The sequence below is a fragment of the Huijunlia imazamoxiresistens genome, from assembly GCF_037132455.1.
In the GTDB taxonomy this organism is placed as follows: Bacteria; Bacteroidota; Bacteroidia; order Chitinophagales; family Chitinophagaceae; genus Flavisolibacter; species Flavisolibacter imazamoxiresistens.
In genome coordinates, this window is record NZ_JBBBEI010000032.1 from 30,313 (window position 1) to 48,130 (window position 17,818).

The 17,818-nt window shown below is 58.4% G+C and carries 10 protein-coding genes; all 10 read right to left on the bottom strand.

The window, feature by feature from the left end:
* Positions 1-11: 11 nt before the first annotated feature.
* Positions 12-3,161, bottom strand: coding sequence for a SusC/RagA family TonB-linked outer membrane protein (locus V9K67_RS23805; protein WP_336727020.1), 3,150 nt, complete (start codon positions 3,159-3,161; stop codon positions 12-14).
* 330 nt (positions 3,162-3,491) lie between these two features.
* Positions 3,492-4,421 (bottom strand): hypothetical protein, encoded by a 930-nt coding sequence (locus V9K67_RS23810; RefSeq protein WP_336727021.1) that lies wholly within the window; start codon positions 4,419-4,421, stop codon positions 3,492-3,494.
* 101 nt (positions 4,422-4,522) lie between these two features.
* Positions 4,523-6,115 (bottom strand): RagB/SusD family nutrient uptake outer membrane protein, encoded by a 1,593-nt coding sequence (locus V9K67_RS23815; protein WP_336727023.1) that lies wholly within the window; start codon positions 6,113-6,115, stop codon positions 4,523-4,525.
* Positions 6,116-6,135: 20 nt separating this feature from the next.
* Entirely contained in the window at positions 6,136-9,183 is a 3,048-nt protein-coding gene (locus V9K67_RS23820; RefSeq protein WP_336727027.1) for a SusC/RagA family TonB-linked outer membrane protein, read from the bottom strand.
* 291 nt (positions 9,184-9,474) lie between these two features.
* Positions 9,475-10,689 carry a cytochrome c3 family protein gene (locus V9K67_RS23825; protein WP_336727030.1) on the bottom strand — a complete coding sequence of 405 codons (1,215 nt, stop codon included), beginning with the start codon at positions 10,687-10,689 and terminating at the stop codon, positions 9,475-9,477.
* A gap of 138 nt (positions 10,690-10,827) precedes the next feature.
* The gene (locus V9K67_RS23830; RefSeq protein WP_336727033.1) at positions 10,828-12,606 is read right to left on the bottom strand and encodes a DUF885 family protein; all 1,779 of its coding nucleotides are present in this window, start codon (positions 12,604-12,606) and stop codon (positions 10,828-10,830) included.
* A gap of 49 nt (positions 12,607-12,655) precedes the next feature.
* A complete protein-coding gene (locus V9K67_RS23835; RefSeq protein ID WP_336727034.1) occupies positions 12,656-13,900 on the bottom strand; it encodes an NAD(P)/FAD-dependent oxidoreductase in 1,245 nt (414 codons plus the stop codon).
* 19 nt (positions 13,901-13,919) lie between these two features.
* A complete protein-coding gene (locus V9K67_RS23840; RefSeq protein ID WP_336727037.1) occupies positions 13,920-14,921 on the bottom strand; it encodes a 4-hydroxyproline epimerase in 1,002 nt (333 codons plus the stop codon).
* 152 nt (positions 14,922-15,073) lie between these two features.
* Positions 15,074-16,693, bottom strand: coding sequence for an aldehyde dehydrogenase (NADP(+)) (locus tag V9K67_RS23845; RefSeq protein ID WP_336727039.1), 1,620 nt, complete (start codon positions 16,691-16,693; stop codon positions 15,074-15,076).
* Positions 16,677-17,621: a dihydrodipicolinate synthase family protein gene (locus V9K67_RS23850; RefSeq protein WP_336727041.1), complete on the bottom strand. Its 945-nt coding sequence runs from the start codon at positions 17,619-17,621 to the stop codon at positions 16,677-16,679. The genes V9K67_RS23845 and V9K67_RS23850 overlap by 17 nt, the downstream gene beginning before the upstream one ends.
* Between the last annotated feature and the right edge of the window lie 197 nt (positions 17,622-17,818).

Below are 17,818 nucleotides of genomic sequence, written 5' to 3' on the forward strand. Positions count from 1 at the left end.
GATGCTTGTTTTTAAAATTGAACATCTAAGCCAAAAGTGAATTTTTTCGGCAGGGGATAATCGTTGCCGTTGGTATATCCGTCGGGGGAAACCAGCTCGGGATCCGGCACGGTGGCATTGTAAAACACACGCAGGTTATCCATGACGCTGTACACGCTGAGGCCTTTGAGTCTTAATCTTTTCGCCACTTTTTCGGGGAACGCATAACTGAGGTTTACGTTCTTGATCCGGAAGAAGGAGGCATCCTCGATAAACATGCTCTGGGCGATATGCCATTTGTCGATGTTGTTACCGAACAGGGAAGGGAAATAGGCCTTATCGCCGGTGTTGCGCCAGAAATCCAGCCCGCCGAAATCTGCTGCCGGCCCGGAGTTGGGGCCCCAGTTGGTGAAGGGGGCGCTCGCAGATCCGTTCAACTTATCGGACAGGTAGCCGTTCCACAACTTCCGGCCCTGGATAAAGGTGCAGAGCACGCTTACATTGAAACCTTTGTAGCCCAATTGGTTGATGATACCGCCGTATACCCTTGTTTGGGGGTCGCCCATGTTGATCTTGTCGATGTTCTCGATGTTGTAATCGCCGTTCACATCACGCTTGGCGCCATCGCCGGCGCCGAACATATTGCCGCCGAACCATTTGACGCGCTGACCGGTCAGCGGATCCACCGGCACATCGTCAACGCTCGGATAGATCTGCGGAATATCCCAGGCCAGGAAGCCGTACAGGGGCTGGCCGATGGTGAGGGTGCGCTGCAGCCAGGGTTGGCCGAAGACAAAATCGCGGTTGCCGGCCGGCAGCTTGGTCACCATGTTCTGGTTGAAGGCAATGTTGAAGGTTGTATTCCAGCGGAAGGACGACTTCGGCGCCAGGTTGCGGGTGGTCAGGGTCAGCTCCACGCCCTGGTTGCGCACATCCACGTAGTTGTTCTTGGCGGTGGTGTAGCCGGTGGTGGTGGGCACGGGGATATTGAACACCAGCTCGCGGGAGTCTTTGATGTAATAATCCGCGGCCAGGGTGATGCGGTCCTTGAAGAAGCCGGCATCCAGGCCGAAGTTCGACTGCGGCGTTTTTTCCCAACTGATGTTGGCGGCGGGAGCGGCAGCACCATAATTCGGAGTTACGGCCGTCGTACCGTTGTAGGTAATGACGTTGCCGGCGGCACCTGAACCCAAAGACGAACCGGCATAACGCACGTCGGTGATCAACTGGCGGTATTGCTCGTAGTAGCCGCCCGGGTCGCGGCCGGTGAGGCCGTAGCTGGCACGCAACTTCAGGAAGGAAACAAGGGAACGGAAGCGGTCGAAGAAAGGCTCCTCGGACACGTTCCAGCGGGCCGACACGGCCGGGAAGGAGCCCCAGCGGCTGTCTTTGGAATAGCGTGAAGAAGCGTCCCGGCGGTAACTTCCGTCCACACCGTACTTTCCTTTATAATCGTAGCCCACGCGGGCGAAGGCCGATACGCGGCTGCGGTCTTCAAAGAAGGTGGAAGCACTGAGCGAAGGGCCGGCAGGAACACCCTGCACCATCTGGATGGCGTCGAAGGGAATGCCGTTCGCCTGGATGTTCGTGCTGTTGATGGTATTTTCCTCCACGCCCTGACCAATGAGACCTGTAAACGTATGGTCGTTGATTTCTTTGGTATACGTCAGGTAGTTCTCGATCTCCCACCGCCGGCTGTTGGAAGAAGAATGAATAGCGTCGGACCGGTTGTTGGTAGTGACGCTGCGGTGCCGCAGGTAATCGCGGCGGCCGAAGTTATAGTTATAGGAAAGCGAGGAAGTAAAGGTCAGTTTCGGAAGAAGTGTGGCGATCAGCCGTGTATTTCCGTTCACCGAGGTGGTGCGGTCGTCGTCGCGCACGCCTTCGTTCCTGCCTTCGTAGTTCTTTTTCACTTCGTCGGTGATCTGCCAGAAAGAGGAAGGGAAGTTGGAAACGGTAAAGGGGTAAATGTTGCCGTTGCCGGGTCCGTGCGTCGCCTTGGTCAGACCGACATACAGGTCGGAAGTCACTTCAATGCCTTTATAGGGCTTCACCGATAAAAACAGGCGGGGCGTGGAGCGGGTGAGCGAGTAGCCGCGCATGATGCCGTCTTCCTGGTAGCGGTTCAGCGAAATGCGGTAGGCAAAGCGCTCTTCGGCGGCGCCGATGTTCAGGTCCACGTTTTTGATCAGGGCGTTGCGCAGGAACAGGCCCTGCCAGTCCACGTTGTTGTTGAAGGCGGGGTTAAGACTGTCGGTCAAAAACTGGCTGATGCCCCCCAGTTGCGTATAAGTGCCGCCGGCTTTCAACAGGTCCATCTTTTTCCTTCTTTCATCGGCACCTACCAGCACCGGCTTCATAGCCGGCTTGGTGGACAGGCCCGCATAGGCCGACACGCGGAACTGGGGACGGCCGCCCTTGGGGCGCTTGGTTTTGATGATGATCACGCCGTTGGCCGCACGGGCGCCGTAGATGGCGGCCGCGGAAGCGTCCTTCAGCACGTCTACCGACTCGATATCATTGGGGTTGATAGCCTGCAGGGGGTTGGCGTTGCCGTAGGCCGAGCGCACATCGCTCACATCGAACACCACGCCGTCGATCACGTAAAGCGGGGTGCTGATGCCGTTGCCGGAAGCGGCGTCCACGCTGGTATTGCCGCGGATGTTGACGATATTGTTGGCCCCGGGTTCGCCGGAGATGCTCAATATATTCAGACCGGCCACCCGGCCCTGCAGCATCTGGTCGAAGGTGGGATAAGGCACGTTCTCAAAATCTTTTCCTTTAACGGTGGAGATGGCGGCGGTGGCGTTGCGGCGCTGCACCGACTGGTAGCCGATCACCACCACGTCGTCCATGGCGCGGGAGCCTTCCTCGAGGTACACGGCCACATTGCCCTGGCTGTTGATCCGGATCTCCTGTTTGGCAAAGCCTACATAGGAGATTTCCAGGGTGGCATTTTTGTTGGCGACTTTCAGGGTGAAGTTCCCGTTTTCGTCGGTCATGGCGGCCTCGGGGGAGTTTTTCACCTGCACGGTGGCGCCTACAACGGGTTTATTGTCTTTTTTGTCCAGCACTTTGCCGGTGATGGCGGTCTGCCCGTACGCCGCCATGCCCAGGCCAATGTAAAGAAGGGAGGAGACCAGCATTTTTGCCGGCTTTTTAAACGCCCATTTACGCTTCATATCGTTCGATTGTAAGTTGGAGAATCGGTTTCGGAAAGGGCAATAAAGGGCCGGCTCTCCTTTTGGAAAAGGAAAGGCCGGAACAGCATATGCCCCGCATGGTTTGCGTGGTCAGGAACCGATCAAAAGAAAGCGAGCAGGCTCAGCGAGGTAAGCAGGTAGTTCATACGGCAATCGTTGTTTTACTTGTTAAGAATTGATAAGAGGGAGAGAGCGGCGCGTCACCGCGGGTAATTTTCCTATGGCTTTTGTCAAATTTATTCTTAACTAAATAAATTCTCTTACCGCGATTTAGCTGATTCTTACCATATTTTAACCAGCGATAGCGGTTTAGGCGGAACCGTTTTTCGGGCGGGCTGCCGGCCGGATGTTGCGGCCATGGTAGACGTCGGCGGGAATATGGTGCCCGATATACACGCGTTCGAGCAACTGATAGAGCGTGGGGTCGTAGGCGTTCAGGTCATCGGGCGATTGCACCCGGGTGGCGCCGTCATAAAACTCATAGTTGGACCAGAACCACCATTGCGTTCCTTCGGCCCAGTATTCGGCCACGGTATTGATGGCATATTGCCCTTTATAGAGCCCTTTTGATTTGGCAGCCTGATAAGCGGTCTCGATCTCTTTATGCAGCGCCGGATCGGCCGTACGCAGGGCGCCCATGATGTTGTGGCTGAACTCGTGCACCAGGATGTTCTCGCCGTAATAACGGGTGCCGGCGTACCCCAAAAGATTTTCTTCGGCGCAGGAGGTCACGGTGCCGCCCATGCCCCTTGCCCGCCGGTTCCAGTACTCCCGGTCCGAGAGGGAAGCAATGCCGCCGGGTTTGTCATAGTTTTCCCGTTCGCCGGGCGTCAGCCTCGGATCGTTGCGTTCGGGCTTTTTCCAGTGGCGCCGCTCGGGCAGGTCCGTCTCCATTTCGGTTTGGGCCATCACCAGCACCCGGGCCTTGCGGCGCACCAGCTCCTGCCGCACATCCGGCCGTTTTGCCAGCATATAGTTCACAATGTCGCGGGCCATCAGCAGGGCGCCGCCGGGCACCTTCCGCGACGATACAATCGGGATGCCGAAGGCATCGGCATGTTTTTGATAAAACGTATCCAGCCCCAGGGCTGCCGGCGGCGCGGCGACCATGGCCTGCTCGTAAGCCGCTACCAGCGGTGCAGCGGCAGCTGTTTCCGTTACCGGCGCAGCCGCCTGCTTTACCCCGGAACACGACACCAGGAATAGAAAAGGAAGGGCCAGAACTTGCGCGTGTTTCATGCTTGTTTTCATTGAATGGAAGTTACAATTAGGTCTTATAAAAAAAAGCTCCCGCATGCCACAGCAAGCGGGAGAGCGAAATCCGACATCCGAAATGATCATCAGTTATATCCCTGGTTTTGTTTCAGGTTGGGGTTTTTGACCAACTCGGCTTCCGGAAGCGGGAACAGGGCTTTGTAGGCGGCGGAAGGACGGTGGTTGAACCAGGTTTTGGTATGGAACACCCCAAAGCGGATCAGGTCCTGGCGGCGGCGGCCTTCGGCGGCAAACTCCCATCCCAGTTCATCGAGGAAGCGTCCGTATTGGATGTCCGCCCCGCCCTGCTGCTCGGTGATGGTGCCGTTGGCGTTCCAGTAGCCATACTGGTAGGAGCTGCCCTGCGCCAGCTGGGCGCCGGTAACGGTGGCCTTGGCGGGGTTGGACTTGAAGGCCCGCTGCCGCACCTGGGTTACGATCTGGGCGGCTTCGTCGGCCCTGCCGGTCCGCAACAGGCATTCGGCTTTCATCATCAGCACGTCGGCAAAGCGCACCAGCGGATAGTCTACGCTCAGGGCACCGTTAGCACCCGGCTTGATCTCGTATTTGCCGATGCGGAAGCCCTGGTTGCTGGCAGCCAGCGCCAGGCCGTCCACATGCTTCGTATAGTCGATGACCAGCGCACCGGTGGTAGCGTTCATCTGCGGTCCCTGGATCCAGGTATCCTTCAGGCGGCTGTCATCCGGGTCGTAGGTGTTGATGAATTGCGGAACGGCGCAGTTGCCGCCCCAGGGCTGGGCCGCCATGCTGTAGACGAAACGCTGCACGGGGTCCAGGGTTTTCATGTGCAGGTTGAACTGGGTGGCCTGGATCTCATCGTACGGTACCGCCAGCACCAGTTCTTTGGAATTCTGGTTCTCGGTGCGGAAAGGTGCCTTGTAATCCCCTTCCAGCACGTAGCGGTTGGGAGCGGCGGCAATGATGTCGTTGCACTCCTGGAGGCATCTTTCCCATTGCGGCGCGCCGGTATAGACGCCTGCATTCAGAAAAACCTTGGCCAGGATGGCCTTGGCCGCCCACTTGTTAAAACGGCCATAGGTGGTCTTGTCGGCCTCCTCGCTTAACAGGGGAATGCTCTCCGTCAGCTCCTTGACCACGAAGTCGTATACCTGCTGCCGGGTGCTTTGTTTGGGCACCGTAGCGTCCTTGAAGTTGGTGACAATGGGCACGTTGCCGTGGTTATCGAGCAGGTTGTAATAATAGTAGGCCCGTGCCGCTTTCATTTCGGCAATGATGTTTTCCTTGCCGGCCACAACGGGCACCTCGCCGGACTCGATCTGGTAGATCACCCGGTTGGCGTTGTTGATCCCGTTATAGCTGTTGTTCCAAAGGTTGTTGGGCTGGCTCTGCACCTGGTTCCAGGAATGCTGGTGCATGCGCTGGTAGGTACCCCCGTCGTACCAGCCGTTGGGACGGGCAGGGGTTACGATCTCATCGGCCGATTCTTCCTGCAGATCAAAGTTGCCGTGCCAGGAAGCATGCATGGGGCGCAGCACCGTGTACACCGGGGCAATGACGGCGGGTATGTCTTTTTCGGTAGGCTGGAATTCCTCCGCCAGCACGCGGTCGTAAACCGTTTCATCTAATTTGGTGCATCCTCCCAGCGTTGCTGTCACACCCAACAGGGCTATAAAGAAATGAGCTGTTTTCTTTTTCATGATGGCATCAGTTAAAAGTCTTAGAATGTAAAGTTTCCTCCCAGGGTAAACATGCGGGTAGTGGGGTATTTATCGCGGTCGTCGATACCCGGCGACAGGCCCAGGCGGTTTACCTCGGGGTCAATGCCGGAATAACCGGTAATGGTCAGCAGGTTCAGGCCGGCAACGTACACCCGGGCGTTTTTGAGGATCTTGCTGCCCTTTGTATTCAGGGTATATCCCAGGCTGACGTTGTCGATTTTCAGGTGGTCGCCCTGCTCGATGTAGTACGACACATAAGCCAGATCGGCGAAGATGGGCGTTTTGCCGTAAACCGGGTCAAAGGCCGACTTCAGCATGTTGTACTGGTTGATCTTGGGGTTGGCGTAAAACATTTTCTGGAAGTTCAGGATCTGGTAGCCGAAGGCGCCGCGCATGTTGATGTTCAGGTCCCACTGCTTGAACCGGAAGCTGTTGTTCCAGCCCAGGATATGCTTCGGCACGCCGTTACCCAGGACTTTCTTGTCCAGCGGAGTGGAATTCTTCATGGATTTCGGCTTGCCGTCCTCTCCTTCAATGATCCAGGTGGAATCGGCAGCGATATCGACCGACTTATAGCCAAAGAACGTTCCGATGGGGCCGCCCACAAAGTTGCGGTGCGTGCTTTCCTGGATGGGTTCGCCGGTACCGCCTGCGTTCAGGTAGTCGATGGCTTTGGGCGAGATATCCGCCTTCAGCGACAGCAGCGTATTGCGGTTGGTCGAGTACGTGATATTGGAGCTCCATTCGAAGTCTTTCTTTTTCACGGGCAGCACGTTCACCAGCACTTCCAGGCCACGGTTGCGCATCTCCGCCGCGTTGTACAGCATTGAGCCGGACAGGTAGGGCGGCGTGGGCACCGAGTAGTTGTACAGCATGTCACGGGTATCGCGCTGGTAGGCGTCGACGCTGCCGCTGATACGATTGTTCAGCACGGCAAAGTCCAACCCGAAGTTCCATTCCAGTTTCTTCTCCCAGCGCAGGTTGGGGTTGGGGTTGGAGGTGGGAGCGATCTGCTGGATCCAGTTGCCGTTGTACAGGAAACGGGAACCGTAGGTGAGGGTGATCAGCGACAGGTAAGGCGAATTGGGAATGGTACCGGTAATGCCGTAGCCGGCGCGCAGCTTCAGGTCGTTAACGGCCTTCACGTTTTCCATAAATGCTTCCCGGTTGATGCGCCAGCCCAGGGACACGGCCGGGAAGTTGCCCCACTGGTAGTTCTTCCCGAACTTGGAGGAGCCTTCGTGCCGCAGGCTGGCCATAGCCATGTAGCGGTCGTTAAAGGCATAGTTCAGGCGTCCGAAAAAGCCGATCAGCTTCCAATCTTCCTTATTGCTGCTCATGCCGGTGGCGCCCAGCGGCGATACCCGGCCCCTCAGGGCAAAGGCATCGCCGGCGCCCAGGTTGTTGTAGGTAAACAGGTCGGAAGGGAAGTTGGAGTTCTGTGCGGAAAACCCTTCTTCCGCGGCATACTGGTAGCTGTAGCCCCCCAGTGCGGTAATGCGGTGGTCGCCGATCGTGCGGGCATAATCGGTGGTGAATTCCAGCAGCTCGTCGCGGTTAAGGCCGGTGCTGCGGGAAGCACTTCCCGGACGGTTTCCGTCCACGGAGGCCCGGTGGTTCCAGGTTTCGTAATAACCGCTCAGGGCGTTGGTTTTGTTGCCCGACACCAGCAGCTTCATGTTCAGGTCCTTGATGGGCGAAAAGGTCACGCTCCCGTTCAGGCGCAGTTCCGAGATCCGGTTTTCGCCTTGTGTTTCCTCGATGGAGCGCAGGGGGTTGTCGTAGAAATAAACGTTGCGCTCGTACCAGTCGCCGGTGGTGGTATAGATCGGCTCCGTCGGGTTGCGGATCAGGGCCTGGCGGTAGATATAGCTATAGTTAGCACCGGAATAGCTTTTACGCGACCGGTTAATGAGGTTGGCGTTGAATTTCAGCTTGTTGTTGAACATCGAGTGGCTGATGTCCACGCGGGCCACCAGCTGCCGGTTGTCGGACTTTAGGAAGAGTCCCTCCATGTCGCGGTAGTTCAGCGAGGCGGTATAGCTGGTTTGCGCATTGCCGCCCTGGAGCGACAGGTTGTGGGTATGGCTGATGGGGGTGCGGGTGATGACATCGAGCCAGTCGGTGCTGGAGCCGAATTCGTCATTAGTACCGGCCAGGTTGCTGTAGCCCGGCGCGTTGGGGTCTTTGTCCTGGTTAAAGCCGGCTACCCCCTGGGAGGTGAGGCGGCGGTAATCCTCGGCATTCAGGAACTCCATCTTCCGGGCAATGGACTGTACACTGACGTTGCCGTTGTAGGTAAGCACCGGGGCCCGGTTGCCGCCCTTCCTTTTCACGGTAGTGATAAGGATCACACCGTTGGTGCCGCGGGTACCATAGATGGCGGCGGCCGACCCGTCCTTCAATACATCGATGGACTCGATATCTTCCGGTGCTACGGTGTTCAGGCTGCCGGGAATGCCATCGATCAGCACCAGGGGCGTGGAACCGCCAATAAGGCTGTTGGTGCCCCGCAGCTGGATCTGGCTGGCAGCAGTGGGGTCACCGCTGGTAGTGGCCACCGATACGCCCGCCACTTTTCCCTGGATCAGCTGGCCCGCGTCCCGGGCAACGCCCTGGGTAAAATCGTCGGCTTTTACCGTGGCTACGGCGCTGGTCACTTCTTTTCGTTTTTGCGTTCCATAACCGATGACGACCACCTCGTTTAAGTTGGATGCTTCCTTGTTCAACTGGATGCTGATGGAGGTGCGGTTCTTTACGGCGATCTCCTGGGCCGCATAACCGGCATAAGAAACGAGCAGGGTACCGTTGTCGGAGACGCTGAGGCTGAACTTACCGCTGTCGTCGGTAGTGGCGCCCTGTTTCGTGCCCTTCACCAGGATGGTGGCGCCGGATAAGGGTTCATTGGTTTTGGCATCGGTAATGAGACCATTTACCGTGATTACTTTTTTATGATAAGCGGCACCTGGAGTGCGGTAACGGGCATACGCCTGGGACTGTCCCAGCAAGACCCCGGCGGCCAAAAATCGGACAAAGACTTTTTTCATATGCAAGAATCCGTTGTTTAAAAAATGTTTGTTAGACATTTAAAGTTAGAAACAAGGCATTCCTGCGGTGATAAGCATTTTATCAAAGTCTTCCCGGATTTTAACCCTTCCGGGTCTTCTATTTTACTGGCGCAGAATCGCTTAGAAGAAACACTTATTTAAGGCTAAATATGTGGCTACGTACAAGGCCTGACGTAAAACCTCTCCCCCGGTTTCGCCTTGGCGAAACCGGGGGAGAGGTTTTACGCCAGACTGAACAGGAAATGAATATTTACAATTCCTTGCACCTGACTAGTGGCTACGGGGTGAGGTCTCCGGGTAAACCGAAATATAATGCGTGCGCACTTTGTTGGGCGTGGGACTGGCCTGCCCGTTGGAGAGGAGTGTAATTAATTTGGAGGGCCGGGCCGGCATATGGCAGTCGATGCAGTTTTGGGTAATGGAAGCACCCAGGGCGGGTGCCATCTTGCAGAAGTTGTGCGCCGCCTCGCTGTGGCAGGTCATGCAGCGCTGCGAAAAAGCAGCCAGGTTGTCCCGCTCCTTTACGTGCGGATCGTGGCAGGTGGCGCAATCCATCGTTTTACTTTTTATAAAACATTGACTGGCCGTCAGCAGCTGGTACTGGTTGCCGTGCACGTCTATATCGGCCACATTCACCGGGGCGGCCGGCGGGAAAAACCGGTTGGCCAGCGTGTCACCGGGGCGGAAGGCGAAGGTGGACCGGCGGGTGGCCTGCAGGCCCGAATGGCAGACAGCGCACCCATCGAGCTTCATCTGCCTCGATAAGGAAGCATAGGTTTTGATGAACTTCGCCTGCTTTTCCTGCGGATGCTCCTCATGGTAATCCACGTGCCGGGCCGCGGGCCCGTGGCAGCGCTCGCAGTCGATGCCGTATACGATTTTCTGCCGGTCGAAATGATCGATATAAAATTCACCGGCCGGCTCCATTGTGGTCCGCTTGATATAGGAGCTGTGGCACTCGAAGCAGCCGATGGGAATGTTGCGGTCGAACCGCACCTGGCGGGGCGGGTAATTGGGACTGTTGGCCCAGCTGTGCGCCGGCACGAAATAAGAGACCGGGAGTTGGAACACCTTGTCGTCGTACCAGTACAAAAAGGTCTGGGCCTTGCGTCCCGAGCCCACGACGATATCGAAGCGGCTGGCCTGCTGTTCCTGCCCCTGGCTGTAGGCCACCTGGTACAGGGCGCTGTCGCGTTCCTCCATCGCCACCTTTACGCCGGGCCGGTAAACATATTCATTGTGCGGGGCGGCAAAACTGCCGCCGATGGCGCTCTTCGAAGCGATGGCGGAGGTCTTGTTGTGGGCGGCATCTAAATAAGAAGTATGAATATCCTTATGGCAGCGGGCGCAGGCGGCGGCGCCCGCAAAGGCAGAGCCCCGGGGGTCGGTACCGGCCCTCTTTTTCTGCATGCACTGCGAAAACAGGAGGATGAGGCCGAATAAAAGAAAACCGGCAAAGAAGATGCGTCTGTTGGTGTGAAACATAGGGGGCAAGCGATGGATGAAAGATAGGAGAATTAAAGGGCCAAAAAAAGGATTGATCCCGGGGGACCAATCCTTTACCATAAAACCCAACGAATGAAAAAAACAATGAATGAAAAAAAGCAATGGGGCTAATGGCCCTTAATTTTTTGCGAGCTGTTCCTGCTTGTAAAATTTCCAGGCCGTTTTGTGCTCCTCCTGCAGGGGCTGGTTAGTGAGGATGGCCCGGATCATTTCCACCGGCATGGCGTTGAGGCGCATGACGGCGTCGTGGTATTGCTTGTAGGTCATCTTGCCGCTGTCGACCAGCTCCTTTTTGAGGGCATAGAACTGGCGGCCGCCGGTGAGGTAGGCCAGTTGGTAGAGGGGCGGGTAGCGGCCCTCGAACGAACGGCGCACCTCTCCTTCCGCATTGGCGCGCTCGTGGCCGACACGGTCTACCAGGAAGTCGATGCATTGCTGCGGCGTCCACTTGCCCATATGGTAGTTGAGCGAAAAGATGATGCGGGCGCAGCGGTGCATGTGCCAGAACAGCATGCCGATGCGGTCCTCGGGTCCCTGGGGAAACTTCATGTCCCACAGCAGCAGCTCCCAGTACAGGGCCCAGCCTTCGGTCCAGAAGGGTGTGCCGAAGTTGCGGTAAGTGCGGTAGCGGCTGTTCATGAAGGCCTGCAGGTTGTGGCCGGCGATCAGCTCGTGGTGCACCGTGGCACGGGAGAAGTGGGGGTTGTTGCCCCGCATGCTCATAAGCCGGTCTTCCTCGCTCATGGTGTTGGTGGGATACGAGATGCTGATCTCGTTGCCGCCGGTAAAGAACGGATTCACCAGCTGGCGCTCGGGCGTCATCATGATCATGCCCCAGGTTTCCTCGGCCAGCGGCGGAATGGTAATGAGGTCGTGCTTTTTTAAAAAGCCCACCGATTCGTTATACAGCTTCAATATGGCTTCGGGCTGCTTGCCGGCGGGCACATAGGTATTTTTGACCTTTTCCAGGGCCGCCTTCCAGTCGTTGCCAAAACCCATTTCTTTGGAAGCTTTGAGCATTTCGGCATCGCACCAGGCAAACTCCCGGTTGGCCTCTTCGATGAGTTCCTCGGGGCTGTAAGGAATCATCTCGTACTGCAGCTGGCGTACCAGCTCCTCGCGGCCCACCGGCTGGCCCACGATGCCGCTTTTGTCGGCGGGACTGATGCCTTTGATCTTGCCTTTGAACAGGCCGGCATAGGCCGTCAGGGCGCTATCGAGCTGCCTGTACGACTGGGGAACCCACCAGGTGAACATCGGGTCGTAGCCGTTGTAGAATTCGTATACGCTTCCCAGTGACTTTTTGATACTGGCCAGGGCGTCGCCGGCCGCGTAGATGGACGGCAGCCCGAGGTTCTTTTCCTCTTTCAGTTTGGCCGAAAGGGCGCCGATCTCTTTGACGGCGGCAAACCATTCCCGCGCCACTTTCTCGGCTTCGGGCTGGGCGCCGCGCCGGCGGCCTTTTTCCAGCGCGTAGATGGAGGGGGCAAAGGGCATCCAGGATTTTATCTTATCGTATTCTTTGGCGTCCTCCGCCGATTGCCGCAGCTTTTCTTTTACGTCGCGGCGGAACAGGATGTAGTCGGCCTTGCATTCCTGCGACAGGGAGGAAAAACGGATGGCGTCCAGCTTTTTGAGGTAATCCTGGTGCAGCTGGTCTAGGCGCTCCCTTTTTTCGGGCGAGCCGCCCTCCTGCCCGCCGCCGCCACGGAAGCTGTTGCTGGCAGGCGAATAAAAGCGCACCAGGGCGCGGTAGTCGGCATTGTAATGCTGTATCAGCTGGGGCACCTCCTGGCAGGGCACGTAGTCGCCGGCCGGTGCCTGCGCCCTGGCCGCGAGGCCGAAGACGGCACCGCAAAGCAGCGTGAATAGTTTTGGATGATTCCGCTTGGTCATAGTATTGTTTTACCGGAATTAAAAATATTAAAGGGCAGAATGCCCCGCCCTAGGAAAAGCGTTCGGGGTCGAAGCGGGAGATGTCTACCGCGGGGCGCTGGCCGTTGGCCAGGGAGGCCACCACCTTGCCCGTGGCGGGACCGAGGCTCATGCCCATCATGGAGTGGCCGCCGGCGATCACCAGGTTGTTGATCTTCCGCGACATGCCCAGGTAGGGCAGGCCGTCCGGCGAACAGGGACGGAAGCCGTACCAGACATCCTTTTCCTGCGGCCGCTCCAGGCGCATGGAGGGGAAGTATTTAGGTACCGACTCGAGGATGCCCTGCACGCGGCGGGGGTTGACCCGGTCGTTTACCGGCCCGATCTCCATGGTACCGCCGTAGCGCATCTGCCCGTTCATGGGCGTGATGGCCACCCGGGCTTCGCAGAGGATGGCCGGGATATTCAGTTTCTGCAACGGACGGCTGTAGGTAAACGAATAGCCTTTGCCCGGCATCAGGGGGATGCCCAGCTTCGCCATTTTCGCCAGCTGCGGCAGCCACGAGCCGCCGGCCATCACCACCAGGTCGGCCTCGTACGACCAGTGCGGGGTCACCACTTTTTTGATTTCACCCCTGCCCATCTCCAGGGCTTTTACGGGGCTGTTCCCGATGATCTTCACGCCGGCGGCCCTCAGGTAGCGCATCAGCTGCGGAATCAGCTGGTTGGGATGCAGGTGGGCATCGCAGCGGTAGTGCACGGCGCCCAGGATATCGAGCTCCGTGTCGGGCTCCAGCTGCTGCACCTGCTGGCGGTCCAGCACGGCCACGTCCAGTCCCATGCCCCGGGCCTTGTGCGCCAGGTGGGCTTCCTCCTCGGCTACCTTGGGCGTTTTGTAATACATCAGGATGCCCTTTTTTTCCAGGGCGAAGTCGAAGCCCGCCTCCTGCTGCCACTCCTCGTACAGGCTTTTGCTATAGAGGTTGAGTGCCAGCAGGGGCGCCGCCGACCCTTCCACGTGGCGGGGGGTGGCGCTGCGCATGAACTTCCATCCCCACGACAGCAGTTCGGGGTTCAGGGAAGGGCGTACGTAAAAGGGGCTTTTGCTGTCGAACATCCAGCGGATGCCCTGGGCCACCATGCCGGGGGCTGCCAGGGGCACAAAATGGCTGGGCACGATCATACCCAGGTTGCCGTAGGAACAGCTGTCGGACAGGTCGTTGCGGTCGAAGACCGTCACTTCCCAGCCGCTTTGCTGCAGGTAGTAGGCGGTACTCAGTCCAATGATGCCGCCACCGATAACGATTGCTTTCATAGAGGGCCTTGGGGTTTGGTTAAAGTACCTGGAATCCGTGTGCGTAGGGATCGTCGTCGTCGATGATGATGGTATTGTAACCGGTGATCATCGCCCATCCTTCAATGCTCGGAACGATAGCGGGTTTGCCGCCGACAGTGGTCTCCTCCTCGATGCGCCCGATGAACTGCGAGCCGATGATGCTTTCGTGCACAAATTGGTCGCCCTTTTTCAGCTTGCCTTTGGCATACCACTGGGCCATGCGGGCCGAGGTGCCGGTGCCGCAGGGCGAGCGGTCGATGGCCTTGTCGCCGTAGAACACCGCGTTGCGGGCATGGGCGCCTTCGTTGATCGTAGCGCCGGTCCACAGCATGTGGCTCAGGCCGTTGATATGTTCGTTCTCGGGATGTACAAAGCTGTATTTTTCGTTCAGGCGCTTGCGGCAAACGCGGCTCCACGAGATCAGCTGGTCGGCGGTAAAATGCTCCATGCCGGGAAAGGCCTCCTGCGGGTCCACAATCGCGTAAAAGTTGCCGCCATAGGCCACGTCCACTTTGATGGTGCCGAGCCCGGGGCAGTCCACCTCCAGGCCTTCGGCTGCCAGGAAGGATTTGACGTTGGTGAGCTTTACGGATTTTACCTTTTTGCCTTCCTGTTTGTATTCGATCAGCACCAGTCCCGCCGGGGCCTCCATGCGCAGCAGGCCGGGGGTTTTGGGGGTCACCAGCCCTTCTTCGATGGCGATGGTGATGGTGCCGATGGTGCCGTGCCCGCACATGGGCAGGCAGCCGCTGGTTTCGATAAACAATACCGCCACATCATTCTGGGGGTCGTGCGGGGGATAAAGAATGCTGCCGCTCATCATGTCGTGGCCGCGGGGCTCGAACATCAGGCCTTTGCGGATCCAGTCGAATTCCTGTAGAAAATGCAGCCGTTTTTCCATCATGGTGTCGCCCTTCAGCAGGGGACCGCCGCCGGCTACCAGCCGCACGGGGTTGCCACAGGTATGCGCATCCACGCAGAAGAATTTTTTAGAAGCCATACTCGGTTTTCATATAGTCGGTGAAACAATCGTGTTGGTGGCAAAATAATGATTTTCACTGAATTATAATGGCGCTGAGGAATTGGCTCATTAGTTAATTGGTTAATTAGGGGGCAGTACTTAGGAGCGACACGCCAACCGTCAGGGCCCAATTAACCAATTAACGAATTAACTAATTCCTCCTGTCCCAGGGCTTCTCTTGTCCAGCGTCCATTCACTTTCCTCAGGAGACCCAACGGATTGCTGTTCTTCAGGGCATCGGGCAGGAGGGCTTCGGGACAGTCCTGGTAACAAACCGGGCGCACGAACCGCCGGATGGCCTCGGCCCCGACGGAGGTGCTGCGGGCATCGGTAGTGGCCGGGAAGGGGCCGCCATGCACCATGGCATGACACACTTCCACCCCGGTAGGCACCCCGTTGAACAGGAGGCGACCCACCTTGCCGGTGAGCGCATCGATGCAGCCGGCGTATTCCTCCAGGTCCGCAGGCGTACCCATGACGGTGCCGGTCAGCTGGCCGCCCAGGGCTTGCAGCACCTGCAGCAGCTCGGACCGGTCGCGGCAGGTGACCACCAGCGAGCTGGGTCCGAAGACCTCGTGCTGCAGCACGGGGTTGGCGATAAAGTCCGCGGCCCGCACCTGCAATAAGGCAGCCGTTGCTTTATAGGAGGCCCGGGCATCCCCGCCCGGCACCAGGGAGGTGACGCCCGGTTGCTGTTGCAGCTCCTCCCGCCCTGTATAGTAGCTGTTGCAGATGCCGGCATGGAGCATGGTGGTTTCGGGCGCCGCTTCCAGCAGCCCTGCCAGGGTATGCAGGAAGGTTTGCGCAGCCGCGCTTTCGGGCAGCAGCAGCAGGCCCGGGTTGGTGCAGAACTGGCCCGCGCCCAGGGTGATGGAGCCGGCCAGCTGGCGGGCTACCTGCTCGCCCGCTTCCGCCAGCTTTTGGGGCAGCAGCAACACGGGGTTGATGCTGCTCATTTCCGCATAAACGGGAATGGGTTCGCTGCGGTCCGAGGTGGCCGTTTTATAGAGGGCCATGCCCGCGCGGAACGAACCGGTAAAGCCGATGGCTTTGATGCCGGGATGCCTGGCCAGGGCCTGCCCCAGCTCCGCCCCCTCCCCTACCAGGGAGGCAAAAACGCCTTCGGGCATGCCGCACTTTTGGACAGCGCGCAGCACGGCCCGGGTCACCAGCTCGTTGGTGCCCAGGTGGGCCTCATGCGCCTTGACGATCACCGGGCAGCCGGCTGCCAGGGCCGAAGCCGTATCGCCGCCGGCGGTGGAAAAGGCCAGCGGGAAGTTGCTGGCCCCGAACACCGCCACCGGTCCCAGGGGCAGGAGCGTTTTGCGCAGGTCGGCCCGCGGCAGCGGCTGGCGATCGGGCAGGGCGGTATCGATGACCGCTTCGGTCCAGGAGCCTTCGCGCAGCAGGTCGGCAAACAGGCGCAGCTGGCCCATGGTGCGGGCCCGCTCGCCGGTAAGCCGCGCCTCGGGCAGGCCGCTTTCCAGCGCCGCCCGCTGCACCAGTACCGCCCCGATGGCCCAGATCTCCTCGGCGATGGTTTCCAGGAAAACCGCCCGCTGCTCGAAGGTCGTGTGCCGGTAGGGTTCGAAGGCAGCGGTAGCCTTCGCCACGGCGGCTTCTATTTCTTCAGCGGTGGCCACCGGATAGGTTTCGGGCAGCAGCTGCTGCGTGGCCGTACTGAAGACCTGCAGCCGGCGGGTGCTTTCCGTGCCGGCTGCAGCGCCTGTTAAATTATGCCCACTGTACATGTTCCAGGGGTTGAAGGTTGAGGTAATCGGGTAATGCGGGCCGGTTTTCGAGGGCGGCGGCCACGGTGGCCAGCACGCGTTCGCGCTCCTTGCCCTCTATGGTCAGGCGGGGCGCCCGCACCGTTTCGGTGCCGATGCCGGTCAGGGAGGCGGCCAGCTTGATGTACTGTACCAGCTTGGGGTGGATATCGAGTTCCAGCACGGGCAGGAACCAGCGGTAAATTTTGAGGGCTTCCTGGTGGTAGCCGGCCTTTACGAGGCGGTAGATGGCCACGGTTTCGCGGGGAAAGGCATCCACCAGCCCGGCTACCCAGCCGTCGGCGCCCATGCACAGGCTTTCCATGGCCAGCGGATCCACGCCGCAAAGGATGCGGAAGCGGTTGCCGAAGCGGTTGATCATCCGCGTTACATTCGACACGTCGCGGGTAGATTCCTTCACGGCCCGGATGTTGGGGATTTTGGCCAGCTCCTCGAACATGTCCAGGGTGACCATAATTTTATAATCCACGGGGTTGTTGTAGATCATGATGGGCAGGGAGGTGCTGGCGGCCACGGCTTTAAAGAATTCGAGGGTTTCGCGGCTGTCGGCGTTGTAGCGCATGGGGGGCAGCAGCATGAGGCCGTCGGCGCCATAGCTTTCGGCTTCCCTGGCGGCCTGTACGGCGCCTTTGGTGGTTTGCTCCGCAATGTTCATGATCACCGAAATATGTTCGGGTACCAGCTCCTTGGTATACAGCAGCAGGTCGTTCTTTTCCTTGTGCGACAGGCTGCTGGCTTCGCCCAGCGAGCCGCCCAGGATGATGCCGTCCACGCCGGCTTCCAGCTGCGCCTGCAGGTTCAGTTTATAGGTCGGGAAGTCGATGGAATCATCACTTTTGAAGGGAGTAAGGATGGCGGGATAGACGCCTTTCCAGGTCACGTTGCCCATATCTTATTTTTTTAATTTTTTCAATAAACCAAAAATAGCCGGGCAGGCGGGCAAGCGGTTTTCAGCAATTAATGCATAGTAAACATATTTTAACCAGTTTACCTCACCCCCGAGCCTCACCCCCGTCCCCTCTCCATGTGGAGAGGGGTGCCCCATCTACAGTCTTTTCCTACGGGTTGGAAGTAGGGCATAATAAA